This window comes from Rhizobium sp. BK313 (assembly GCF_014193655.1).
Taxonomy (GTDB): domain Bacteria; phylum Pseudomonadota; class Alphaproteobacteria; order Rhizobiales; family Rhizobiaceae; genus Rhizobium.
In genome coordinates this window covers 317,395-339,160 of record NZ_JACHZQ010000007.1, presented here as the reverse complement: position 1 = coordinate 339,160, position 21,766 = coordinate 317,395, and the positions used below count along the sequence as shown (strand labels likewise).

The window sequence follows — 21,766 nt, the reverse complement described above, 5'->3', positions numbered from 1 at the left end:
GGACATCTCACGAACCACGACGCCAACGCATACACACGTTGGGGATATCAGTTTGCCGGGGCCTGAAAGGTCCCGGCGTAATCGGTTGGCAGAGATGCTTAGGCGCTTTCGCGGAAATCCGCGTCGCCGGCATCGGGACCGCCCATCGAGAGATCGAGGGCAAAGCCCTTGGCGCGTGCCTGCTGGGCAGCGACGGTATGCGCCGGATTGCTGGCGGCGGGCGCCGTACGGCGGTTGGCCAGTGGGGCGGTGGCAACCTTGTGGACCGCGGTCTTAGCCGGCGACTTCCTGGCGGCGACCTTATGGCCGGCCACGTCGACCTTGAAGAAGGCGATGGAGGTCTGGAGCTCTTCGGCCTGAGCGGCCAGTTCCTCAGAGGTCGCAGACATTTCTTCCGAGGCGCCGGCATTCTGCTGCGTCACCTTGTCGAGCTGCTGGATCGCTTCGTTGATCTGGGCAGCACCGATGTCCTGCTCGCGGCAAGCGGCGCTGATCTCGGAGACGAGTTCGGCGGTCTTGCGGATATCCGGCACCAGGCGGCCGAGCATTTCGCCGGCTTCGGCAGCCGCCTTGACGGTATCGCTCGACATCGAGCTGATCTCGGCAGCGGCAGACTGGCTGCGTTCGGCAAGCTTGCGCACTTCCGAGGCAACGACCGCGAAGCCCTTGCCATGTTCGCCGGCACGGGCCGCTTCGACAGCCGCGTTCAGAGCGAGGAGATCGGTCTGGCGGGCGATCTCCTGGACGATGCCAATCTTCTCGGCGATGGTGCGCATGGCGCTGACGGCGCGGGTGACGGCATCGCCGCTGGCCTCGGCATCCTTGGCGGACTGACGGGCGATCTTCTCCGTCTGGGCGGCATTGTCGGCATTCTGCTTGATGTTGGCCGCCATCTGCTCCATCGAGGCTGAAGCCTCTTCAGCCGATGCCGCCTGTTCGGTCGCGCCCTGCGACACCTGCTCGGAACTCGCCGACAACTCCTGGCTGCCCGAAGAGACATTGTCTGCAGCGCCCAGTGCGTCGGCGACGACGCCGCGCAGACGTTCGATCATGACATTGACGTTGCCCAGCAATTCGCCGATTTCATCGTGGTTGGTGATCTCTGCGGTCTTCGTCAGATCGCCTTCGGAGACCTCACGAACAACGGTGTTGGCGCGGGCGAGGCCCTTACTGATCGTATTCGAAATCCAGTAGGCAATGACGGCGGCTAGCAGCAGCGAAACGCCCGAGACGATAGTCATCATGGTCCGTACCTTGGCATATTGCACGTCGGTATCGTCGTCCACGAACTTCATCTTCGCCTTCTCGGCCGTCAGCATCGTACCGAGATTCTGGTCAACCTCATCGTATGTAGCACGGAGGTCGCCGAGGGAAAGGTCGAGCGCCTTATCCTTCTGGCCTGCCTTGTAGAGTTCATTGACCTGGTCGTCGACCTTTAGGAACTTGTCGAGCATGGTACTCGTTTGTGTGAAGCTCGAACGATCTTCGTCATCGACCACTTTATCGAGGCTTGCCAGCGCGGTGCTCAGGGCGGTACGCGCCTGGTTGCCGCCCGCTTCGGCGGCCTTGATCTCGTCGTCGCTGCGGGCGGACAGCAGATTCTTCTGTTCACGGATGATCTCAAGGATAGAGACCTGAACCTCCTGCGTAAGTTCCAGGCGCGCTGCCGGCCCTTCAAGTACATTGCTGATCTGGTCATTGAACGAGCTGAGGCTCATGATGCCGTAGCCGGCCGTGCCTATCAGCATAAGAATGATGAAGGTGAACGCCCCCACCAGCTTGGCTTTGATCGTTAGACGCATCGTCTTGGTTCCCTCGAAAATTCGACCGGCGGCAATGGTCAGGCGGAAAGCGCCTTGTTCTGCCGGGCGGAAAAAATCGCCTGCAGATTGGGGAGAATGATGAATTCCCCTCCGCGCTTGACCAGGCAGTTGATGTAGTCGGGACGCCAACGCATCCCCACGCTAGGCGGTGCTTCGCTGGAAGCTTTTGCAAGTGTGGTGACTTCATTCACCTTGTCAGTCCGCAGACCCACGAGCGTGGGCTCATCCTGCAGGTCGAGTTCGATAACGATGATACGGCTATCGATGGTCGCTTCGGCCGCCTCCATGCCGAAGGCGAGACGGAGATCGGCAAGGGGGATCACCTTACCGCGAAAGTTGATGACGCTGCCCACGAAAGGCTGGCTGCCGGGAACGGCGGTTTCCGGCAGAACGTCCAGGATTTCCTGAACCATGACCGCCTCAAGGGCGAAGGTTTCGCCGTTGAGATCGAAGGTCAGGACTTCGAGCTCGCCGTCGTCATTCCAATGAGTGCCATTAAAGAGATTGTCGAGTTTCACGGCTGCTTCGCTCATCCTGCTGCACGCAGATGCGCCTCCTGTTGCTGACCGGCGGTAACCAGATGCACGACGTCGAGAATGAGGGCGACACTGCCGTCGCCGAGGATCGTGGCCCCGGAGAAATGCGCGACGTCATTGTGCAGCTTCGACATGGATTTGATCACCGTCTGATGGTCGCCGATGATCTGGTCGACGACCAAGCCGACCCGCTCCGTGCCGGTCGAGATGACCACGACCTTCTGATGAACATCCGGCTTGGTGCCGGTGCGGAACACGTCGCGGAGCCGAAGGAAGGGCACCAGGCTGTCGCGCAGCGAAATGAAACTGCGGCCGCGTGAACGCAGATCCTCTTCCAGCGAGAGTTCCAGGCACTCCTCGACCGCCGACAGCGGAATGACGTAGCGCCCCGCGCCAACGCGTACGAGCAGGCCGTCGATGATGGCGAGCGTCAGCGGGATGCGCAGCGATACATCGGACCCCTGCCCCGACAAGCTGACGATATCGATGGCGCCGCGCAGCGCTTCGACCGTCTTCTTCACCACATCCATGCCGACGCCGCGGCCGGAGAGATTGGTGATCTGCGCCGCTGTCGAAAAGCCCGGCGCGAAGATCAGCTGCAGAAGCTCGGCATCGCTCAGCTGCTGGCCGGATTGGATCAGCCCAGAGGATTCCGCCTTGGCGCGGACACGCTCGCGGTTGATGCCGCGGCCATCGTCCTTGATCGAGATGATCACCTCGCCGCCCGATTGCCGTGCCGACAACGTAATGGTTCCGGCTTCGGCCTTACCGGCAGCGAGGCGCTCTTCCGGTGGCTCGAGGCCATGGTCGATGGAATTGCGGACCAGATGCACCAACGGATCGGCAAGCCGCTCGATGACGGTCTTGTCGACTTCCGTCGTCTCGCCTTCGGTGACGAGCTCGATGACCTTGCCGGTTTCGCGCGCCAGATCATGGACAAGGCGACGGAAGCGGCTGAAGAGGCTTGCGACCGGCACCATGCGCAACACCATCATAGTATCGCGCAGCTCGCCGGAGAGGCGTTCGATCTCTTCGGACACCGAGCGCAGCCCGATGTCGGCGCTGGCGCTGGCGAGCTGGCTGAGGCGCGATTGCGCGATGACCAGCTCCCCAACACGATCCATGAGTTCATCGAGGCGCTCCGCGGGAACGCGAACGCTCTCCGCTGCTTTGGTTTGACGCTGGTCGGCAACGGGTGCTGCCTGAACGGGCGCCGGTGTATCCCGTTTGACCGGCGCGGCCTCGGCAACGGCCGACGCGACCGGCGCAGAGGGTGTGATCGCTTGCGGTGCTAGGGGAGCGGCTTCCTTCGGCGCTGCGGCAACGGTGCAGCCATCGATTTCCTGCACGTCGAGCTGCATGTCGTCCATGACGAAGATGAAAACATCGTCGATGGCCGAGCGCGGCTGCTCGGTCGTGACCGTCACATCCCAGGAGAGATAGAGCTCCGTCGGCGCCAGTGCGCTCAGCGACGGAATGGCCGACGTGTTGGCGAGGACGCGGCATTCACCGAGGTCGCGCAACTCGTCCAGCAGCCCGAGCGGATTGGTACCGTTGATCATCGCATTCAACGGCAGGCTGAAGCGGATACGCCAGGTCTTGCGCTTGTCCGTGACGACAGGCGCAGATACGGCGACCGTCTGAGCCGGCTTTACGGCATCGCTGGCACCGCCGACTGCTGCTTGCAACTGTGCCAGAAGACGCTGGCTGGTAGCGCCATGGTCACCATTGGGATCGTCGACGAGGGCGCGCATGTGATCCTGCGCATCGAGAACGGCGGCGACGAGTTCGGCCGTTGCCGGCGCCTCGCCCTTGCGGACACGATCGAAGGCGGTTTCGCAATGATGGGTGAAGGCGGCGAGTGCATCGAAGCCGAACATCGAGCCCGAACCCTTCAGCGTGTGAAGGCCGCGGAACACCGCGTCGATCAGGGCCTTGTCGTCAAGCTGGTGCGTGAGATCGAGAAGGCCGGCCTCGATCTGTTCCAGGCATTCGGCGGCCTCGGTACGGAAGACGGCGATAGGATCGGTCGAGCTCATCTTCCAAGCACCTTCCTGACGATCTTGACGAGGTTTTCCGGATCGAAAGGTTTGGTCAGCCAGCCGGTGGCGCCGGCCGCCTTGGCACGCGCCTTGAGATCGGCATCGGATTCCGTCGTCAGGAAGATGATCGGAACACCCATGTGAGCCGGCAGCTTGCGCAGCTCTTCGATCATCGTCAGCCCATCCATAACGGGCATGTTGAGGTCGGTCACGATGAGATCGAACTGTCCGGCCTTGGCCTTGTCGAGGCCTTCGGCGCCGTTTACCGCTTCAGTGATCTCGTAGCCGGCATTGGTCAGCGTCACCTTGGTCGTCAGACGGATGCTGGCGGAATCATCGACAGTCAAAATCTTCGCACTCATGGATATACCTCTTGATGAAGCCAGAATTGCGCGTCCTCTGCCGTAAAGGCGTCGATGAACCCACCCCTCTGCAAGACTTTCAGAACAGAACCGCTGGCCGGGGAAGAAAGGCGAAGTGTTTTACCGGAGGCCTTCGCCTCGACCCGCGCTGACTCGACCAATTGCACAAAGCTCAAATCGGCTTCTGCATCGTCAGCGACTTCGAGGACAACCATTTTGCTGTCCCGAAACTTCAGAGTCATACTTTGATAAATTTCAGAAATGTTCCTGATGTTCAGGGCATTCGGCAGAGAAATAGATTCGGAATATTTGTCGTACATTTCAAATCTGGCCCCGCTATCAAATAAATACTTGAGCAATAACTATTGAATCTCATGTCAACCTTAACAGTGAGTAAATGCAGGTTGTATAAATCGACGTTTCGGGAGCTGTGAATTCTCACCTGATATAAATGACCATTAAAATTTTATGATGAAAAATGTGATTGAGATTCAGGTAGTTAAATCGAAAAAGACTAAAACACTCCTTTCCCGATTAGCGAATCTTAACCCTGCTGGTGAAAGCCCGGGGTGCAACGCTTACGAGTCCCGGGAATTTACCAGAATTTTCCATCCCACATTTAAGAGTTGAGTCAAACGAGCCTTTCTCCAAGTAAAGGGACCGACATGAAAAATGGAACAGCTCTGGCACGCCGCATCGATCGCCCACGGGGGGTCCCGCAGGCAATGGATGTCAGCCGCACCCTGGAAGCGGCGCGCACCGAGGTTGAGAAACGCTTTCTCGACGGCGGCGCTGTTCTCTTGTCGGTGATGGAAGTTCTGAACCAACTGTTGTCATCCCTCGACCGATTGACCAAGGCGCTCGACAGCGATGGCGCCAGCGACACCACGGTTGATTTACTGCAGACGGTGAGCGGCCTCTCCGACCTGCCCGGCCTCGAGGCCAGACGCCAGGTGAATTTTTCCGTTCTCGCCGAGGCCGGCTCCACGCTGCACGCCCACGTCACCGATATGCAGGAGACCATGCGTTACCTTCGCACCTTCGCCGTCACGGTGAAGATTACCGGTGCGGGCATTGCCGAATTTGCCGGTTTTGCGGAAGAGATTCTGGAGCGCATCCATTCTGGTACAAATGAAGTCAACACCTTCGCCCAGCAGCTGGGCGCGCTCGAACGTGAGCTGAAAGTCGCCATGACTTTTGGCGCCAACACCGCAAAGGCCTATGACCGCAACGTTCCGCAAGTGGTCGGTGCGCTGGAAAGAGATGCTCGCACCATCGCCGCCCATCGTAAGGAACTCGCAACGATCGCCGCCCAGGTTGGCGCCATTGCTCGCGGCGTGCAAAGCAAGGTCGCAAGCACCCTCTCGGCTCTGCAGATCGGCGACATCACCCGCCAACGTATCGAGCACGTGCAAAGCGCCTTCACCTTTCTCGAAGAATTTCTCGGGAGCGACGAAGGGAGCAGGCTCGATACCGATGCCCGCCAGCGGCTCGCAAATGTCATTCATCACCTGACGGCTGCGCAGATGCGCGAGATGGTCGCGGACTTCCAGCGGGAGTCGGGCAATGTCGTCAAGACGATCGCCAGCTTCAGCCATGACACTCAGGAAATCCTGAAACTGCGCGACGCCATGAAGCCGGAGGATGGACGCGGCGACGGCAATGTGCTGCGTGCATTGGAACAGAGCGTCTCCGCTGCCCACACCATCGTCAAGCAGGTCGAAACCGCCCGCGTCCAGGCCGATGGCATCAGCCAGTCGACACTCGGCACCGCCTCGAACCTGTTGCAGCGCATCGAGACCATCCGCGCCGTCAAGACGGATATTCATTATATGGCGCTGAATACCAATCTGCGCTGCAGCCGCATGGGCGAGGAAGGCCGTTCAATCAACGTCGTTACCGCCGAACTGCGCATCTTTGCGGCAAAACTTGATGATTCCGCCGACGCGATCGTCTCCGGTCTCGCATCTCTCGAAACGGCAGCCGGCCGCGTCGCCTCCAGCCAGGAGGCTTCGGACCATCGTCTCGACGAGAGACTGATCTCGGCCGTCGACACCATCCGCGCCGCCGCCAATATCATGGACGGCGAGTTGGAAACGCTATCGGCGCATGGCCGCGAAGTGGCAAACAAGATCATGCTGTCGATCGGCAAGCTGGACTTCCAGCGCGACCTCGGCGAGACCCTGGCAAATTGCGCGGATACGCTCGACGACATGGCCGGCAGCGATATCGCCGACGTGAGCGATTTGGAGGAAATCATCGCATCGCTCAGCGCGCGCATCTTCAAGATCTACACCATGGCGCAGGAGCGCAACGTCCATCGCGACATCATCGCCATGGACGACAGTGCTGCACCGGCCGCAGCGGCGCCGGCCCAGACGAATGACGAAGATCTTTTCGCCGACGCCCTGTTCTAACAAAATTGGATTCCGCCTAGAGCATCCCGCTTTCAGATGGAAGCACCTGCAAGCGGATAGGATGCTCTAGACTCAAAAGACTAGAGCGACCTTTGTGCGTTCAAATGAACGGCGCTCTTGTGCGTTACTGCGCCCGGCGAAATTTGTTCGCGGCATCGATCGCAGCCTTCTGCTGATAATCCTCGATGCCCTGGTAGAAATCCTCGAGCTCAGGATCTTTCAGGCCGGCGCGGCGCGAGATGACATACCAGGTCGCCGCAGCGACCGGATCCTGTTTCGTGCCGAGTGCATTGATATAGAGATGCGCCAGCTTGTTCTGCGCAACGACGTTGCCGCGATAGGCGGCAACCCGCATCCAGTTGAAACCGTTCTCCAGGTCCTGCTTGCCGCCGATACCGTTGATCAGCCAAATGCCCATGTCGAGCTGTGCTGTATCAAAGCCCGCATTGGCGGCGCGCGATAGCCATTCACGCGCCTGCGCCTTCTTCTCCGCAGGCAAGTCCGGCAGATTGAGGTAGAGCTGCGAGACTGCATATTGCGCATCGGCAATGCCCTGCTGCGCGGATTTTTCATAATATGGAAGAGCCATCTGCAGGCCTTTGACGCCGGGATTGTCGGCTGTCAGGCTCTGCGCCCAATTGAATTCGGCGGATGCCTGGCCGGCATCGGCCGCCTTCTTCATCCATTCGTCCGCCTTCTTCTCGTCGCGCGGCACGTCGCGCCCTTCCATCAGGATCAGCGCATATTTGAACATCGACGTCGCATCACCGCCCTCGGCGGCCTTGCCATACCAGAAGGCAGCGTCCTTGCTGTCGCGTTTGACCCCCAGGCCTTGCGACATCAGTTCGGCAAGCAGGGTCTGCGCCGCAGGATCGCCGAGCTGCGCCCGTGGCAGAGCCTTCTGAAACGCGGTCAGATAATAGCCGCGCTGGAAGGCGCCATAGGCTTCGTCGATCTTGCCCTTGAAGGGCTTCTCCGGCGGCAAATCGGGCAGCTTCGCACCCATGCGGTCAAAAACACCGACACCTTGGGAGGGCTTGATAGCATCGTCCGCCTTCGGCTCGGCGCCAGGCTCGATCTTCTCGGACTTGAAGGTACCGACTTCCGCGTTCAATGGCCGCGTAACCACGCTGTCACCGTGTGCAGGCGTGCCATTGCCCGACTGCACAGTATCATTATCCGGCTGCGCAGCATCGTCGGATTGGTCGCTATCAACGGGCCGGCTGCCCTTGTCCGGCTGCATCGTGATGCCCGGCAGCGACGTATCGTTATTGCCCGATTGCGCCACCGCCAACAGCGGCAATGCCGTCAGCCCGACGGCGAGCGCAGCAAGAAAGGAACGGTGACGGAATCGAGGCGTGAACGACATGGATTGCTATCAATCTTCAAACCGTGGCGCTTTTTCGTCGAGAAGCGCATTCACTTCCGCAACGATGGACGGCGCCGCCGAAGGATCGGCAAAAACAGCAGTGCGCAGCGCCACGAATTCGGCGCCCGATAAAGCCACCTCCAGCGCCGATTTCGGATCCGTGCCTCCCATAACGATGCAGGGAATTTCGATCATCGACGCCCACCATTCGCCGAGCGCCACGTTTTTCGGGTGCGCCTCCGGCTTGATGTCACCGTCGAGCTTGCCGAAGAAGATATAGTCGGGACGCAGCTCGCCGATCTCCAGCGCATTGTGCCTATCCGTCGCACTACCGCCGCCGACGATCAGCTTCGGCACGAATTTCTCGACCGCCTCGGTGAATTCGGCGAGATTGCCGGTAATGTGCAACCCGTCGGCCTTGGCGCGGCCCGCAACACGGCTGTCCCCAGCAATCAGCGCCGCTGCACCGACCGCCTGTACCACCGGCACCAGCTTTTCAGCGTGCTTCTGAAAGGTGCTGTCGTCGAGCCCATATTGCGGGATAATGACTGACGCCACATCCCCGCCCATCAGCGCATCGGTCACCGCCTTCGCCTGCTCATCAATATCGGCGATATCGGGAACGATGAGAACGAGGCGGCAGCGATCTTCAGGTACAGTCATGCGAGTTTCCATGTTTGCGGGTTCGATCGTCAGGGATAGCGCACCCGGCTCGATGTTTGTGAGTAAATCCGTTGGGACGGTCTGACAAGGGGCACAGCGTTGAAACCACTCCGCCCCAATAAGCACTATCCGACGTTGCAGAGGCCTAAAAGTCGCTTCTAGCCGAAATATTTTGGAAGCTGATTACGCAATGCATCATTGCGTCGCACAATTGACTTGCCGCTCTTTGGCGTTTGACGTAGCTTTTCGCCATGTCGATCATGGACCCCTTCGCAGCCATCGCGGACCCGAACCGGCGCTACCTGCTGGAGGAGCTGCGGCGCGCACCGAAAACGGTCAATGAACTGGCGCAGGGCCTGCCGATCAGCCGCCCCGCCGTGTCGCAGCATCTTAAGGCATTGCTCGACAGCAATCTAGTTTCCGTCACCACCGAAGGTACGAAGCGCATTTACGCGGTCAACAGCCGCGGTTTCGACAAGCTCAATTTGTGGCTTGATCAATTCTGGGCCTGACGGCCCCTTCTGCACGCCTTTGCAGCAATTTCCCGATCTTTCTCACGAAAGTTGCGCCAACCCCCACTCCTCACGTTTTGAAGTTGGCGCATCCGTTCCGACTGGGAGTAGTCACCGTCTCTTACAAGGGAATTGTTTCAGGGCCTTTCGGTCCGGCTGTCTTCCTTGCCACGATCGGCGGCTTTTGTCCTTTGGAAGACGTTGCGTCAGTGAACTGACGATCGCAGACGTTGGATTTCGTCTTTGAGGCGCAGCTTCCTGCGCTTGATATCGGATATTTCGGTATCATTGATAGAGGGAGATGTCAGTGCAGAATGTAGCTCCTCCTCAAGAGCGACATGTTTCTTTTCGAGCGATTCAAGATGAGCTTGAACAGTCATATGACCCTTCCTTCCTCATACGAACCCTGGCCATCCATCGCCAAGGCTCTAGGTGTCAACCCTATCAGTGTGCCATAATATTGAACCCTTGTCGAAGGCCAAAACGTGGCTTATAGGCGGCAAATTCGTGATGAAGGATAACTTCCCGTTACCGCCATTTGGTGATAGGAGCTTGCGGAAATCACGAGGCGGAACCAGCGCGATTCCGCGGGGCATTGGGGAAATGGGCATGGCCGATCAGGAACAGGCGGAAATCAGGCTGATCGTGGCGCGGTTGCGCCAGGAACATGAGGATTACGACGCCGCAATCGACGCCATGATCCAGACGGGCTGCGACGCCCTTCGCATCCAGCGCATGAAAAAGAAAAAGCTCGTCATCAAGGACAAGCTCACCAAGCTGGAAGACCAGATCATCCCCGACATTATCGCCTGAGGAGTTAGACGCGACGATGATGACAGAAAGACCGCCCGTCGCCATCATCATGGGCAGCCAGTCCGACTGGGAAACCATGAAGAATGCAGCAGACACGCTGGAAGCGCTGGAGATCACCTATGACGCGCGCATCATCTCCGCGCATCGCACGCCGGACCGGCTGGTGAGTTTCGCCAAGGGTGCACGCGACGAAGGCTTTAAAGTCATCATCGCCGGCGCGGGCGGTGCCGCCCATCTTCCGGGCATGGCTGCCTCGATGACGCCCTTGCCGGTCTTCGGCGTGCCGGTGCAGTCGCGCGCCTTGTCCGGCCAGGACAGTCTTCTTTCCATCGTGCAGATGCCGGCAGGCATTCCCGTCGGCACACTCGCGATCGGCAAGGCCGGCGCGATCAACGCCGCCCTTCTTGCCGCCGCCGTCCTTGCGCTCGGCGACGACGAGATCGCCGAGCGGCTGGACGAATGGCGCGCCAGGCAGAGCGCCGCAGTCGCCGAATATCCGATGGACGACCTATGACCGCGAAAACGATCGGCATTATCGGCGGCGGCCAGCTCGGCCGCATGCTGGCCATGGCTGCGGCCCGTTTGAACTTCCGTACGATCATCCTCGAACCGCAAGCCGATTGCCCGGCCGCGCAGGTGGCGAACGACCAGATCGTGGCCGCCTATGACGATCCCGCGGCTCTCGCCGAGCTGGCGAAGCGCTGTGACGTCATTACCTACGAATTCGAAAACGTACCGGTCGCCGCCGCGGAAAAGCTCGCGAGTAATGTTGCCGTCTATCCGCCGCCGAAGGCGCTGGAGATGGCCCAGGACAGGCTGACCGAAAAGCGCTTCATCAACGACTGCGGCATCCCGACCGCCCGCTTCCATGCCGTCGACAGCCAGGCCGATCTCGAATCGGCGCTTGCCGATTTCGGTGGACAAGGCGTGCTCAAGACCCGTCGTCTCGGCTATGACGGCAAGGGGCAGCGCGTCTACCGCTCTCCGGCCGACAGTTCTGAAGGCGGCTATGCCGCGCTCGGCAGCGTGCCGCTGATTCTCGAAAGCTTCGTGCCCTTCGAGCGGGAGATTTCCATCATCGCCGCCCGCAGCCTCGACGGCACTATCGCCTGTTACGATCCGGCGGAAAATATTCACCGAGATGGAATCCTTCACACCTCCACCCTCCCCGCCAGTATCTCCGCCGAGACGGCTGCTGCGGCGCGCGTGGCTGCGGAAAAGATTCTGGCCGCGCTCGGCTATGTCGGCGTCATTGGCATCGAGTTCTTCGCCCTCGCCGACGGCAGCCTGATCGCCAACGAAATGGCTCCCAGAGTGCATAATTCCGGCCATTGGACGGAGGCCGCCTGCGTCGTCTCGCAATTCGAGCAACATATCCGCGCCGTCGCTGGCCTGCCGCTTGGCAACCCCATCCGCCATTCCGACTGCGTGATGCAGAATCTGATCGGCGACGATATCCTTTCCGTTCCCGGTTGGCTGAGCCAAGACGAGGTGCTGGTGCATCTCTACGGCAAGACGGAGTCGCGTCCCGGCCGCAAAATGGGCCATATCACCCAGCTTCGTCGTTAACAGCGCAGGGAAAAAGCCCCTGACGTAGTTGACACGACCCAGGGGACGGGGTATTTGCTGCCCACCCTAAAGAGCGCGCCCTGAGCGCGCTTTTGATTGTTAAAGATACGGGCGAATGTGACATTCCCCCTCAAACATCGCGGATCAGAAAAATGAAGATCAAGAATTCGCTCAAGTCGCTCAAGGCGCGTCACCGTGACAACCGTCTGGTCCGCCGCAAGGGCCGCATTTATATCATCAACAAGCTGAACCCGCGCTACAAGGCTCGTCAGGGCTGATTTTGCGTGGCGCCTGGCTATGGGCAGGCAGACCGTTCACCGGTCGCTTGAGATGATCACATCAAAATTGTTTTGATCTTCGACATTGGCGGGCTACTATGCCCGCCATGCGCATTTTTGCTTTGTCATATCTGGCCCTGCCGATTCTCCTCGCTCTGACCGTTGTCGCACCGCATGTCGCCATGGCGGATGATTCGAGCATCGTCGAGAAGAAAGATCCGAACGCTGCGACCGACAACCTGTCGCCAAAGCAGCAGCTCGACAATCTCTTCACAGCTTTGAAGCGCCAGCGCGATCCCGATCAGGCGAGCCTCATCGCCGACCAGATCCGCATGGAGTGGAGCGATTCCGGTAGCGCCACGATCAATCTCCTGATGCAATGGGCCGACAAGGCCATCCAGGAAAAGCGCAACGCCGCCGCTATGGATTTCCTTGATCAGGTCATCGCTTTGAAGCCCGACTATGCCGAAGGGTGGAATCGCCGCGCGACCTTGAATTACGCTATCGGCGACTATCGCAAGTCGATGGAAGACATCAATCAGGTGCTGCGGATAGAGCCGCGCCATTTCGGTGCGCTTGCCGGTATGGCCGCGATCTTGAGCGAAGCCGGCAACGACGAGCTGACGCTGAAGGCCTGGGAACGCTTCCTTGAAATCTACCCGGCGAATCGCGCCGCCCAGGAGCAGGCTAATACCCTCTCCGAAAAGATCGCCGGAAGCCGAACCTAGGGTTTGTCAACAACGGGCAGGCCTGCGACGGACGAGAGGTCATGAAAGTCGGATAGGCTAAGAGTTCCGTTATCTGCTTCATACAGCAATGATCAATGTTTTGTTTTACGCCCTTACTCTGCTTGTTGTCGTTGCGGTCGGCTTTTCGGCCTACAAGACACGCGCCATCGAGCAGGCCTACCCGAACATAGGCGAACTGACCGATATCGGCGGATTCCGTATAAACGCCGTGCACCTGCCCCGCCCCGCCACCGTCGACCTTCCCCCGTTGGTTTTCATCCACGGCGCCAGCGGCAATCTGCGCGACCAATACGCAGCTTTTGCCGGCCCGCTTGCCGGCCGGGCCGAAATGCTGTTCGTCGATCGCCCCGGCCATGGCTATTCCGAACGCGGCGGCCCGGAAAATGCCTTGCCCTCCGGCCAGGCTGATGCCATCGCCAGGTTGATGGAAAAACGCGGTATCGAAAGCGCGATCATCGTCGGCCATTCCTTCGGTGGCGCCATTGCTGCGGCCTTCGGCGTTCGTCATGCTGACAAGACAAGCGGCCTGCTTTTCCTCTCACCGGCGACCCACCCATGGCCGGGCGGCATCGACTGGTATTATACGCTTGCCGCCATGCCGGTCTTTGGCTGGCTCTTCGCCCATCTGGTAGTGATGCCAATCGGCCTGCGCCGTGTCGAAAGCGGCACGCGCGGCGTCTTCCGCCCCAATGAGCGGCCTGCCGACTATATTGAAAAGACAGCACCGGAGCTGGTGCTGCGGCCAAAAGCCTTTCGCAATAACGCAGCCGACGTTGCCAATCTCTTCGCCTATGTTTCCGCGCAAGCGCGGCGCTATCGCGAGATCACAGCGCCAACTGTCATCATCACCGGCGACAGCGACGACATCGTCATGGAAGAGCTGCATTCCCGCGGTCTGGCGCGCGATATCGCCGGCGCCGAGCTCGTCACCATCCGCCATCTCGGCCATAAGCCGGACTATGTTGCGACCGATGTGGTCATCGCGGCGATGGAGCACCTCGCCGGCCAGTCACGCGATCTCCAGGCGCTCGCCCAGGCAGCGGAAACCCGCATTGCCAGCCTGAAGACCGCGCTGCCAACCGAAGCCCCGTCCTCGCCTCAAGCGGTCACCAATTCATAATTCGGGGCATCGACAAACACCCGCCCCTGCGGCGTCGCGTCCACCGTTTGCCGCACGGCTTGCAGCATGATCGAAGCCAGCCGCTCCGTCGCCGGATTTGCCTCCGCTTCGGCGCGATGCAGCACGAGATCCAGTTTCGGCAACGGCGGCAAGCCGGCTTCGCCTGCTGCCAGCAGCCGCACTTTGTCCGGCAAGCCTAGCGGCGTACGTACGGTCAAACCCAGCCCCGCTGCCGTCGCGGCCCAGAGCCCGCCAAGACTGGGGCTGACAAAGGAGATGCGCCAGCCGATACCGGCGTGATCCAGCACCTTGGTCGCGATGGTTCGCAGCAGGCAGGGTGCCTCCAGTGACGCAAGCGGCAGCGGCTCGCCGCCATCGGCATGCCAATGGGTGGCACCATGCGCTGGTCCGACCCAGCACATCGGCACTTCGGCGATCCGATCGGTATGGGCAGTGCGAAAACCGTCACTCCAGGCAAGGGCCAGATCGAGCTTGCCGGATGTCACCCGCTCGATCAGCTCCGCATTTCGGACCACGCGCGCCTCGATCCGCACCTTCGGATGCGCGCGAGCGAAGCGGCCAAGCACCTCCGGCAGGAGCGTCTCGCCGAAATCCTCCTGCAAGCCGAGGCGCACCCACCCCTCCAGATCGGCGCCATGAATTGCGGTCGCCGCTTCGTCGTTGAGATCCAGCAACCTCCGCGCATAGGCAAGCATGGTCTCGCCGGCCTCCGTCAGCGCCAGCCCCCGCCCGGCTTTGCGGAAGATCGGTGTGCCCGCCTGTTCCTCCAGCTTCTTGAGCTGCGCACTGATCGCCGACGTCGAACGCCCGAGCCGGTCGGCCGCCTTGGCAAAACTGCCAAGCTCCATGCCGGTGACAAAGCTGCGCAGAACGTCGAGGTCGAAGATGATTTTCCGCATGATCAACGATCCATATTTTTGGGACTATCAGTCCAATATTATCTGATTTTCCGAACGATTATCCCGTGGCATGGTGAAGCCGTCAAGTAGACCTGATGACAGGACAGGAGCACGCTATGCCATTCACCCGTATTTCCCTTCTCCGCGGCAAGTCGCCGGAATACCTCAAGGCACTCTCGGACAATTTCCACCGCGCCATGATCGAGACCTTCGATGTGCCGCCTGACGATCGTTTTCAATCGATCCATCAATTCGACGCTGGCGAATTGATCTTTGATCCGACCTATCTCGGAGGCCCGCGCTCGGATAATTTTGTCTTCTTTGAAATCACCATCGGCAAGCCACGCACCGCCGGGATGAAGCAGGGTTTCTATCGCCGCCTCGTCCAGTTGCTTGCTGAAGCACCAGGCATTCGTCCGGAAGATGTCATGATCGTGATAACGGCGACGCCACCTGAGAACATCTCCTTTTCGAACGGCGTCATTTATGACGGGATTCCGGGCGGTGCCGTCCATCAGCGCGAACAGGCGTAGCGGCGATGGAACAATCCACCAGTCCGCAATCGCCACAGATCCACCGCGCCGGCAGCGCCACGAAACGCTCACCTGACGGTATCGCCAACGCTCCCTTCTGGGTGGAAATGCTGGTCGAAAATAGTCAAGACGGCGGCTTGAGCGCTATGCGCTGCGCGCTCGAACCCGGCACCATGACCCGTTGGCATACGCATCCGCACGGCCAGATCCTCTACGCCCTGTCGGGCGTCGGGCTTGCCGAGCGCGACAACCACGCCGCCGAGGAACTGCGCGCCGGCGACTGCATCACCTTCGCTCCCGGCGAGCGTCATCGACATGGCGCAGCGCCGGACAGCAACTTCGCCTATATCAGCATCCAGGCCGCAAAGAACGGTAGCGCCGTGACCTGGCTGGAGGATTGACCATGATCGCCATGCAATACAGCTTCCCCCTGCCCGCCGACTACGACATGGCGATCATTGATCGCCGCATCCGTGACAAGGGCCACCTGCTCGACAATTTTCCTGGCCTGAAATTCAAGGCCTATCTCACGGCGCGGAAGGATAATGGAGTAACGGAAAGCCGGGAAAATCTCTACGCGCCCTTCTATGTCTGGGAGAAGGACGAAGGCTTGAGCGATTTCATCTGCGGCCCCGGCTTTGTCGGGCTGACGGATAGTTTCGGCTGGCCGAAAGTGAAGACCTGGGTCGTCTGGCGTGCCGACGTTTCGCCGGACATTCGCAATGCCCGGTTTGCCACCCGCGAGATCATCCAAACGGAGTCCCATGCGCCGCTCGCCGAGATTCGTCAGCGCGAGAGCGATGAAGCTGCTGGCGACGTCGCACGCGGAGAAGCACTTGCCTCCGTCGCCGCCTTCGAGCCCAACAGTTGGACGCGGGTGCATTTCCGGCTCCTCGCCGATCTGCCGAAACGCATGTTGCGGCCAGGCGTCCAGGCTTACAATGTCGGCCATCTCTCCCTCCCGGAAGCAGGTTGAAGTGTCACAGGGACAAAGTCGTTGTTTCAAAGAGGGCTGCAGCGTTTTATGGATGGATAACCTTTCCGCAGCAGAAGAGTGTTTCCTCTATGGTCGATATTGCAATGATTGAAGCCGCTCGCGCTCGCCTCGACGGCCGCGCCCGGCGCACGCCCCTTCTCTCTTCTCCCTTCCTCGATGAGATCGCCGGGCGGCGGCTGTTCGTGAAGGCGGAATGCCTGCAGCATTCCGGCTCCTTCAAATTCCGCGGCGGCTGGTCGGCGGTGTCGGCGCTGGAACCCTCCGTGCGCGCCAAGGGCGTCATTGCCTTTTCTTCGGGCAACCATGCCCAGGGCGTGGCGCTCGCCGCACAATTGCACGGCGTCCCCGCCGTCATCGTCATGCCAACGGATGCACCGAAGCTGAAGATCGCCAATACCCGCGCCTTCGGCGCCGAAGTCGTGCTCTATGACCGCATCAAGGAAGATCGCGACGAGATCGGTGCGCGGCTCTCCAAGGAACGCGGCCTGACGCTGATCAAGCCTTTCGACGAACCGCTGGTCATAGCAGGCCAGGGAACGGCCGGGCTGGAAATCGCCGAACAGGCAGCCGAAGAAGGCATCGATGCCGCAACCGTACTCGTCCCCTGCGGCGGCGGCGGGCTCACCTCCGGCATCGCGCTGGCGCTCGAGGCCCACGCCCCCGGCTTCAAAGTCCGGCCCTGTGAACCCAAGGACTTTGACGACACCACCCGTTCCCTCGCCTCTGGCAAGATCGAACGCAACGCCGCCCTGCAAGGCTCGATCTGCGACGCCATCATCACCCCGCAGCCCGGCAACATCACCTTTCCTATCCTCAAGCGCCTCTGCGGCCCCGGTCTGGTCGTGACCGACGAGGAAGCACTGGACGCGATGGCGCTCGCCTTCACTCGCCTCAAGATCGTCGTCGAGCCGGGCGGCGCTGTGGCACTTGCAGCGGCCCTGTTCCATGGCAAGAAGATCGACGGCGACACGGTCATCGCGGTCACTTCAGGCGGCAATGTCGACACGGACGTTTTCGAGACAGCATTGCATCGTCACTAGAGCATCCCTCTTTCAGGTGGAAGCACCTGCAAGCGGACAAGATGCTCTAGATTCAAAAGATTAGAGCGACTTTTGTGCGTTCGAAAGAACACACGGCGCTCTAACCCTCAGCTCGCGGCGCGGCGATAAAGCGCCAGTGAGCCGGCTAGAGCCAGGAGCGCGCCGCCACAGGCGCGTTCCAGCCATTTCGCACCTTCGGCCTTCAGGAACCGCATGGCTTGCGAGCCGAAAACGGCATAGCTGAACATGATCGCGAAATCGAGCGAGGCGAAGACCAGCGCCAGGATGACATATTGCGGCATCTGCGGCGCAGTCGGATCGATGAACTGCGGCAGGAAGGCCGAGAACATCAGATAACCCTTGGGATTGGTCACTGCGACCATGAAGCTCTTCAACCCGATGGAAAGCACCGTGCCCTTCGCCTGCTCGACGCTGGCCTTGAGCATGCCGTCGATCGTTCCCTTCGAGCGCAGCATCATGATGCCGAGGAAGGCGAGATAGGCAGCGCCTGCCCATTTCAGCACCGAAAACCAGAATTCCGAGGCCGCCAGCAACGCGCCGAGCCCGATGGCGACCGCGCCGATCAATACGAAGTCCGACAGCACGGCTCCCGCCATGCCGGCCAAGGCACGGCGCACGCCGTAGCGCGAACCGTTGGTCAATGCCAGAAGCACGGTCGGCCCCGGCGTCGCGATGCCGATGAAGGAGACGGTTGCAAAGGCAAGCAGCGCGGTGAGGTGCATGGTTTCCTCCTCATGATTGTCGGAAACTTGCATGCACCGCCTCGCTTGGCAAGCGTCTGCTACTTACGAAAGAGGATGCTCTCCTTGTTTGCTGCTCACGGCAGGCTTCGCGTATGCCGAGCCACTATTCCTTCAGCCCCGCGTCCTTCGCCGCCAGCGCTCCGACCGCCGACCAGTCGAGATCCTCGCCGCCGTGGGCGAGCAAGGTCAGGAAGCGGTCGCGCAGCAGGCTTGCAAGCGGCAGCGGCACGTTCAATGCCTCGCCGGCGGCCAGTGCGAGGCGGATGTCTTTTTGACCGAGAGGCGCGGCAAAGCCGGCGGGCTTGAATTTGCGGTCGGCGATCAGGCCGCCATAGGTCTTGTAGACCGGGGCACTGAACAGCGTCGATGTCAAAAGGTCGAGATATTGATGCCGGTCGACCCCACCCTTTTCCACCAGCGCCATGGCCTCGCCGAGCGACTCGATCACCGAGGCGATCAGAAAATTGCCACTGAGTTTGACGAGATTGGCGGACTTCGGTTCTTCGCCGAGAACGAAGGTGCGCTGGCCGATCGCCTCAAACAGCGGTGTCACGGCTTCGATGGCGCCGGGCTCGCCAGCCGCGGCGACAAAGAGTTTGGCTGCAGCCGCCGCTTCCGGACGGCCGAAGACCGGTGCTGAGACGAAGCGCTGACCCACCGCCGCATGCTCTTTCGTCAGTCGCTCCGAAAGTGCGACACTGATCGTGCTCGAGGAAATATGAATTGCGCCCTTGCCGAGGCTTGCCAAGAGGCCGCCGTCGCCATGCACGACAGCCGACAGCGCATCGTCGTTGGCGAGCATGGTGAATACCGCCTCGCCGCCACAGGCCTCTGCCACCGTTGCGGCAATCTTTGCGCCCTCGCCGACGAGTGCTTCCGCCTTGTCGCGCGAGCGATTGTAAACCGTCACATCGTGCCCGGCCTTCAACAGGTTCGCCGCCATGGCGCTGCCCATCTGGCCCAATCCGATAAATCCGATCTTCACTGGAAATTCTCCATTCATAAATGATTTCGCTAAAGCTCAGAGCATTATCCCAAAACGGGTGAGACGGCTTTCGGGCAAGATTATGCCAAAGAACACCGGGATAGATTAGTCCCCGACTTCAGCACATCTTTTTCGCCTTCGCTAGACGATCAGCATTACGGTACCTGTGCCAAGCAGAACCAGCGTCCATACGAGATCCACATTGATCCATGCGCTGCGCAATATCTCGAGCCCGACCCAGCGATAGACCGCCAGGGCAACGAGGCCTGTGACCGCCAGCATCGCAAGGGTATGGACACCAACCGCTGCGATCGTCATCGCCGCCGACGCATCCCCGCCGATGCTATGCAATGGCGACCCCGCAAGACAGAGCGGCATCAGGGCCGGCAGGAGCATGAGCCCCGCACCATGAGCCGTCGCCATCAGGAACGACCAGAGCACGAGGCCGGCAAGCCCCGTGCGCATGCCGATACGAACGCGGTGCCGGTGCCCGAAGAAATGATGCCAGATAGCCCACGCGATGAGGCCCAACCCGGTGGCAATGCGCACGGCACCCTGATCCACGAAAAGACCGACGGCGACTACGGCTCCGGCCACCAGCGCGATGGACACGGCGTGGCCCAGGGCGATGGCAGGCACCGCCTTGACCACTGCAGCGGAACTCTGCCGGTGAACGCCAAGCGCCACGGCAAACAGCCATCCCATCGCGGGGTTGAGACCGTGAAAGGCTCCAAGTCCCGCCAGTAGCATCCACGGCCAGAGTTCGTTCATGAGGCGCCTCGTTCGGCTGACCTTTGCTCCTTACGGATAACAATATGAATCCGACGAGCAATCTCCACCCTGCAAGCGGACCTGATGCGGGCGATGCGACTTTGGCCACTCGACGAAGAATTTCTCGTCGAAGGCAATGCCGCCGTCCGGCTCCGCGTCAAGCTTCACCATCCAGCCGGAAACGCCGTCGGGATAGAACTGCTCATCGATCGCGCCATAAAGCGAATTGGTGAAATAGACGCGGCGACCGTCGCGGCTGATCTCGACCATCTGCGGGCCGCCATTCAGCGCGCCGTTCTTCGCTCCTGGGTGCGAAGCCCGCGAAACGATGCCGCCGATCCGGACCTTGCCTGTCAGCTTGGGCTTGAACGGATCGGACACGTCGTACTGATGCAGATCGCCGGTTCCCCAGCAGGAGACGTAGAGAAATCTGTCATCCATCGAAAGATCGATATCGGTGACGAGCGGCGGTACGGCCTTGAAACCCTTAAGCATCGGTGGCAACTGCTCCGGATCGGCGGGCTCCGCCGGAATGTCGATCACCTTTGTTACCCCCCACTTCGCGCCGTCCCGATGCCAGACCCATATCGAGGATGAGAGATCCTCGAGACTGAGAACGCAGTTGACGAAACCATAAGCCTTGGTCGGGTCGTGCGCCGGTCTGAGTTCGAACACGAGCTGATACTTGTCACCAAAATCGATCGTCTGCAGATGCTTACGCTTGTGCAGATCCCAGAAATGCAGGCGGCGACCATATTTCGCACCGAGCAGGACTTCCGGGATCAGGCCGTTTTCGAAGGTATCCGGCGTGCCCCACTCGCTGGTGACGAGCGTATCGTGACCAAGGTGCCACCAGACGTCATAGGAAAGCTGTTGCGGTCCGCGATCCATTTCCCATTGGCCGCGCACCTCGAACGTCTCGTGATCCATGAGGAACACGCCGCCGGGCGCCTTCCCCTCGGCATTGCCGAGTGCTGCAATATAAATACCCTCCGGCCCGCAGTGAACGGTATGCGGCCGGGAATATCCGGCCCGTTCGGCGACCTCGCCGGGCTCGATGACCTTGACGATCGACGGCTTCCGGCCATCGGGCTTGGTATCGAGAATGTGGATGCGCGAGGACTTCAATCCCGGCACGACCAAATAGCGACGTTCCGCATGCGGATGCGGCGCATTCGGGCAAAGGCAGGATGAACACGCGTTCCAGCCGAAATGATGCAACTCGTCACCGACATTGGGCATCGCAACGGACGTGATGATCTGACCGTAGGAGGCTGACTTGGGGTCGACATCGACGACGGAGAGCTCGTCGGGAACCGCTCGCGTCGGGTCAAAGGCGACGACGTAGGCAAGTGTCTCCGGCGCGGCCTTCATGGCCATGCGCGGTGATGGATAAAAGCTTGGATCGGGTTTCCACGTTACCATGTGAAGTGCTCCTGGCGCGCGTTTACTGAACAATGAAAGATGTTCGCTAGATGCTTGCCGACAGCCGACTCATCGCTG

General features: G+C 60.4%; 25 protein-coding genes. 12 read left to right on the top strand and 13 right to left on the bottom strand.

Annotation, left to right across the window (positions count from 1 at the left end; all coding sequences use genetic code 11):
* Positions 1-98 precede the first annotated feature (98 nt).
* The 5 genes from FHT86_RS29975 to FHT86_RS29955 are packed head-to-tail and all read right to left on the bottom strand — an operon-like array spanning position 99 to position 5,083.
* Positions 99-1,802, bottom strand: coding sequence for a methyl-accepting chemotaxis protein (locus FHT86_RS29975; RefSeq protein ID WP_133710544.1), 1,704 nt, complete (start codon positions 1,800-1,802; stop codon positions 99-101).
* A gap of 38 nt (positions 1,803-1,840) precedes the next feature.
* Positions 1,841-2,356 carry a chemotaxis protein CheW gene (locus tag FHT86_RS29970; protein WP_210298069.1) on the bottom strand — a complete coding sequence of 172 codons (516 nt, stop codon included), beginning with the start codon at positions 2,354-2,356 and terminating at the stop codon, positions 1,841-1,843.
* Positions 2,353-4,398, bottom strand: a complete 2,046-nt coding sequence (locus FHT86_RS29965; protein WP_133710543.1) for a chemotaxis protein CheA — start codon at positions 4,396-4,398, stop codon at positions 2,353-2,355. The genes FHT86_RS29970 and FHT86_RS29965 overlap by 4 nt, the downstream gene beginning before the upstream one ends.
* Positions 4,395-4,763: a response regulator gene (locus FHT86_RS29960; RefSeq protein WP_133710542.1), complete on the bottom strand. Its 369-nt coding sequence runs from the start codon at positions 4,761-4,763 to the stop codon at positions 4,395-4,397. The genes FHT86_RS29965 and FHT86_RS29960 overlap by 4 nt, the downstream gene beginning before the upstream one ends.
* Complete coding sequence (locus FHT86_RS29955; RefSeq protein ID WP_133710541.1) at positions 4,760-5,083, bottom strand: STAS domain-containing protein; 324 nt, start codon at positions 5,081-5,083, stop codon at positions 4,760-4,762. Before FHT86_RS29955 ends, FHT86_RS29960 begins: the two co-directional genes overlap by 4 nt.
* A gap of 405 nt (positions 5,084-5,488) precedes the next feature.
* Here FHT86_RS29955 and FHT86_RS29950 point away from each other — a divergent pair, with 405 nt between their 5' ends.
* Entirely contained in the window at positions 5,489-7,180 is a 1,692-nt protein-coding gene (locus FHT86_RS29950; protein ID WP_133710645.1) for a chemotaxis protein, read from the top strand.
* 124 nt (positions 7,181-7,304) lie between these two features.
* Here FHT86_RS29950 and FHT86_RS29945 read toward each other — a convergent pair whose 3' ends face one another.
* Positions 7,305-8,549 (bottom strand): tetratricopeptide repeat protein, encoded by a 1,245-nt coding sequence (locus tag FHT86_RS29945; RefSeq protein WP_133710540.1) that lies wholly within the window; start codon positions 8,547-8,549, stop codon positions 7,305-7,307.
* A gap of 9 nt (positions 8,550-8,558) precedes the next feature.
* A complete protein-coding gene (locus FHT86_RS29940; protein WP_133710539.1) occupies positions 8,559-9,212 on the bottom strand; it encodes a thiamine phosphate synthase in 654 nt (217 codons plus the stop codon).
* A 251-nt stretch (positions 9,213-9,463) separates the two neighbouring features.
* Between FHT86_RS29940 and FHT86_RS29935 the strand changes: the two genes are divergently transcribed.
* Entirely contained in the window at positions 9,464-9,724 is a 261-nt protein-coding gene (locus tag FHT86_RS29935; protein WP_133710538.1) for a helix-turn-helix transcriptional regulator, read from the top strand.
* Positions 9,725-9,930: 206 nt separating this feature from the next.
* On the opposite strand, the gene FHT86_RS29930 is transcribed toward FHT86_RS29935, so the two are convergent.
* Positions 9,931-10,104: a YdcH family protein gene (locus tag FHT86_RS29930; RefSeq protein WP_133710537.1), complete on the bottom strand. Its 174-nt coding sequence runs from the start codon at positions 10,102-10,104 to the stop codon at positions 9,931-9,933.
* Positions 10,105-10,333: 229 nt separating this feature from the next.
* Between FHT86_RS29930 and FHT86_RS29925 the strand changes: the two genes are divergently transcribed.
* From FHT86_RS29925 to FHT86_RS29900, 6 genes are all read left to right on the top strand, one after another.
* Positions 10,334-10,537, top strand: a complete 204-nt coding sequence (locus tag FHT86_RS29925) for a YdcH family protein (protein ID WP_028752913.1) — start codon at positions 10,334-10,336, stop codon at positions 10,535-10,537.
* Between the two features lie 19 nt (positions 10,538-10,556).
* Entirely contained in the window at positions 10,557-11,051 is a 495-nt protein-coding gene (gene purE, locus FHT86_RS29920) for a 5-(carboxyamino)imidazole ribonucleotide mutase (protein ID WP_133710644.1), read from the top strand.
* Positions 11,048-12,106 carry a 5-(carboxyamino)imidazole ribonucleotide synthase gene (locus FHT86_RS29915; RefSeq protein WP_246779726.1) on the top strand — a complete coding sequence of 353 codons (1,059 nt, stop codon included), beginning with the start codon at positions 11,048-11,050 and terminating at the stop codon, positions 12,104-12,106. The genes purE and FHT86_RS29915 overlap by 4 nt, the downstream gene beginning before the upstream one ends.
* A gap of 152 nt (positions 12,107-12,258) precedes the next feature.
* On the top strand, positions 12,259-12,384 hold the full coding sequence (ykgO, locus tag FHT86_RS29910) for a type B 50S ribosomal protein L36 (RefSeq protein WP_003582204.1): 126 nt from the start codon (positions 12,259-12,261) through the stop codon (positions 12,382-12,384).
* 98 nt (positions 12,385-12,482) lie between these two features.
* Positions 12,483-13,112: a hypothetical protein gene (locus FHT86_RS29905; RefSeq protein WP_133710535.1), complete on the top strand. Its 630-nt coding sequence runs from the start codon at positions 12,483-12,485 to the stop codon at positions 13,110-13,112.
* A gap of 88 nt (positions 13,113-13,200) precedes the next feature.
* Positions 13,201-14,253 (top strand): alpha/beta fold hydrolase, encoded by a 1,053-nt coding sequence (locus FHT86_RS29900; protein ID WP_133710534.1) that lies wholly within the window; start codon positions 13,201-13,203, stop codon positions 14,251-14,253.
* Here FHT86_RS29900 and FHT86_RS29895 read toward each other — a convergent pair.
* Positions 14,232-15,173: a LysR substrate-binding domain-containing protein gene (locus FHT86_RS29895; RefSeq protein WP_133710533.1), complete on the bottom strand. Its 942-nt coding sequence runs from the start codon at positions 15,171-15,173 to the stop codon at positions 14,232-14,234. The two genes, FHT86_RS29900 and FHT86_RS29895, sit on opposite strands and share 22 nt — an antisense overlap.
* A gap of 116 nt (positions 15,174-15,289) precedes the next feature.
* Here FHT86_RS29895 and FHT86_RS29890 point away from each other — a divergent pair, with 116 nt between their 5' ends.
* The 4 genes from FHT86_RS29890 (at position 15,290) to FHT86_RS29875 (ending at position 17,743) form a co-directional block, all read left to right on the top strand.
* A complete protein-coding gene (locus FHT86_RS29890; protein ID WP_133710532.1) occupies positions 15,290-15,706 on the top strand; it encodes a tautomerase family protein in 417 nt (138 codons plus the stop codon).
* Positions 15,707-15,711: 5 nt separating this feature from the next.
* Positions 15,712-16,107 carry a cupin domain-containing protein gene (locus FHT86_RS29885; protein WP_133710531.1) on the top strand — a complete coding sequence of 132 codons (396 nt, stop codon included), beginning with the start codon at positions 15,712-15,714 and terminating at the stop codon, positions 16,105-16,107.
* A gap of 2 nt (positions 16,108-16,109) precedes the next feature.
* On the top strand, positions 16,110-16,682 hold the full coding sequence (locus FHT86_RS29880; protein WP_133710530.1) for a DUF4865 family protein: 573 nt from the start codon (positions 16,110-16,112) through the stop codon (positions 16,680-16,682).
* A gap of 89 nt (positions 16,683-16,771) precedes the next feature.
* Positions 16,772-17,743, top strand: coding sequence for a threonine/serine dehydratase (locus FHT86_RS29875; protein WP_133710529.1), 972 nt, complete (start codon positions 16,772-16,774; stop codon positions 17,741-17,743).
* A 107-nt stretch (positions 17,744-17,850) separates the two neighbouring features.
* Here the strand turns inward: FHT86_RS29875 and FHT86_RS29870 are convergent, their stop codons facing one another.
* From FHT86_RS29870 to FHT86_RS29855, 4 genes are all read right to left on the bottom strand, one after another.
* Complete coding sequence (locus FHT86_RS29870; protein ID WP_133710643.1) at positions 17,851-18,486, bottom strand: LysE family translocator; 636 nt, start codon at positions 18,484-18,486, stop codon at positions 17,851-17,853.
* Between the two features lie 124 nt (positions 18,487-18,610).
* Entirely contained in the window at positions 18,611-19,492 is an 882-nt protein-coding gene (locus tag FHT86_RS29865) for an NAD(P)-dependent oxidoreductase (RefSeq protein WP_133710528.1), read from the bottom strand.
* A 141-nt stretch (positions 19,493-19,633) separates the two neighbouring features.
* Positions 19,634-20,263 (bottom strand): hypothetical protein, encoded by a 630-nt coding sequence (locus FHT86_RS29860; protein ID WP_133710527.1) that lies wholly within the window; start codon positions 20,261-20,263, stop codon positions 19,634-19,636.
* A gap of 30 nt (positions 20,264-20,293) precedes the next feature.
* Positions 20,294-21,688: a selenium-binding family protein gene (locus tag FHT86_RS29855; RefSeq protein ID WP_133710526.1), complete on the bottom strand. Its 1,395-nt coding sequence runs from the start codon at positions 21,686-21,688 to the stop codon at positions 20,294-20,296.
* Positions 21,689-21,766: the final 78 nt, after the last annotated feature.

What these genes read in the sequence shown, in the direction of transcription:
- FHT86_RS29975 (WP_133710544.1), bottom strand. Translation starts at nt 1,802, where the DNA reads ATGCGTCTAACGATCAAAGCCAAGCTGGTGGGGGCGTTCACCTTCATC.
- FHT86_RS29970 (WP_210298069.1), bottom strand. Translation starts at nt 2,356, where the DNA reads ATGAGCGAAGCAGCCGTGAAACTCGACAATCTCTTTAATGGCACTCAT.
- FHT86_RS29965 (WP_133710543.1), bottom strand. Translation starts at nt 4,398, where the DNA reads ATGAGCTCGACCGATCCTATCGCCGTCTTCCGTACCGAGGCCGCCGAA.
- FHT86_RS29960 (WP_133710542.1), bottom strand. Translation starts at nt 4,763, where the DNA reads ATGAGTGCGAAGATTTTGACTGTCGATGATTCCGCCAGCATCCGTCTG.
- FHT86_RS29955 (WP_133710541.1), bottom strand. Translation starts at nt 5,083, where the DNA reads ATGTACGACAAATATTCCGAATCTATTTCTCTGCCGAATGCCCTGAAC.
- FHT86_RS29950 (WP_133710645.1), top strand. Translation starts at nt 5,489, where the DNA reads ATGGATGTCAGCCGCACCCTGGAAGCGGCGCGCACCGAGGTTGAGAAA.
- FHT86_RS29945 (WP_133710540.1), bottom strand. Translation starts at nt 8,549, where the DNA reads ATGTCGTTCACGCCTCGATTCCGTCACCGTTCCTTTCTTGCTGCGCTC.
- FHT86_RS29940 (WP_133710539.1), bottom strand. Translation starts at nt 9,212, where the DNA reads ATGACTGTACCTGAAGATCGCTGCCGCCTCGTTCTCATCGTTCCCGAT.
- FHT86_RS29935 (WP_133710538.1), top strand. Translation starts at nt 9,464, where the DNA reads ATGTCGATCATGGACCCCTTCGCAGCCATCGCGGACCCGAACCGGCGC.
- FHT86_RS29930 (WP_133710537.1), bottom strand. Translation starts at nt 10,104, where the DNA reads ATGACTGTTCAAGCTCATCTTGAATCGCTCGAAAAGAAACATGTCGCT.
- FHT86_RS29925 (WP_028752913.1), top strand. Translation starts at nt 10,334, where the DNA reads ATGGCCGATCAGGAACAGGCGGAAATCAGGCTGATCGTGGCGCGGTTG.
- purE (WP_133710644.1), top strand. Translation starts at nt 10,557, where the DNA reads ATGACAGAAAGACCGCCCGTCGCCATCATCATGGGCAGCCAGTCCGAC.
- FHT86_RS29915 (WP_246779726.1), top strand. Translation starts at nt 11,048, where the DNA reads ATGACCGCGAAAACGATCGGCATTATCGGCGGCGGCCAGCTCGGCCGC.
- ykgO (WP_003582204.1), top strand. Translation starts at nt 12,259, where the DNA reads ATGAAGATCAAGAATTCGCTCAAGTCGCTCAAGGCGCGTCACCGTGAC.
- FHT86_RS29905 (WP_133710535.1), top strand. Translation starts at nt 12,483, where the DNA reads ATGCCCGCCATGCGCATTTTTGCTTTGTCATATCTGGCCCTGCCGATT.
- FHT86_RS29900 (WP_133710534.1), top strand. Translation starts at nt 13,201, where the DNA reads ATGATCAATGTTTTGTTTTACGCCCTTACTCTGCTTGTTGTCGTTGCG.
- FHT86_RS29895 (WP_133710533.1), bottom strand. Translation starts at nt 15,173, where the DNA reads ATGCGGAAAATCATCTTCGACCTCGACGTTCTGCGCAGCTTTGTCACC.
- FHT86_RS29890 (WP_133710532.1), top strand. Translation starts at nt 15,290, where the DNA reads ATGCCATTCACCCGTATTTCCCTTCTCCGCGGCAAGTCGCCGGAATAC.
- FHT86_RS29885 (WP_133710531.1), top strand. Translation starts at nt 15,712, where the DNA reads ATGGAACAATCCACCAGTCCGCAATCGCCACAGATCCACCGCGCCGGC.
- FHT86_RS29880 (WP_133710530.1), top strand. Translation starts at nt 16,110, where the DNA reads ATGATCGCCATGCAATACAGCTTCCCCCTGCCCGCCGACTACGACATG.
- FHT86_RS29875 (WP_133710529.1), top strand. Translation starts at nt 16,772, where the DNA reads ATGGTCGATATTGCAATGATTGAAGCCGCTCGCGCTCGCCTCGACGGC.
- FHT86_RS29870 (WP_133710643.1), bottom strand. Translation starts at nt 18,486, where the DNA reads ATGCACCTCACCGCGCTGCTTGCCTTTGCAACCGTCTCCTTCATCGGC.
- FHT86_RS29860 (WP_133710527.1), bottom strand. Translation starts at nt 20,263, where the DNA reads ATGAACGAACTCTGGCCGTGGATGCTACTGGCGGGACTTGGAGCCTTT.
- FHT86_RS29855 (WP_133710526.1), bottom strand. Translation starts at nt 21,688, where the DNA reads ATGGTAACGTGGAAACCCGATCCAAGCTTTTATCCATCACCGCGCATG.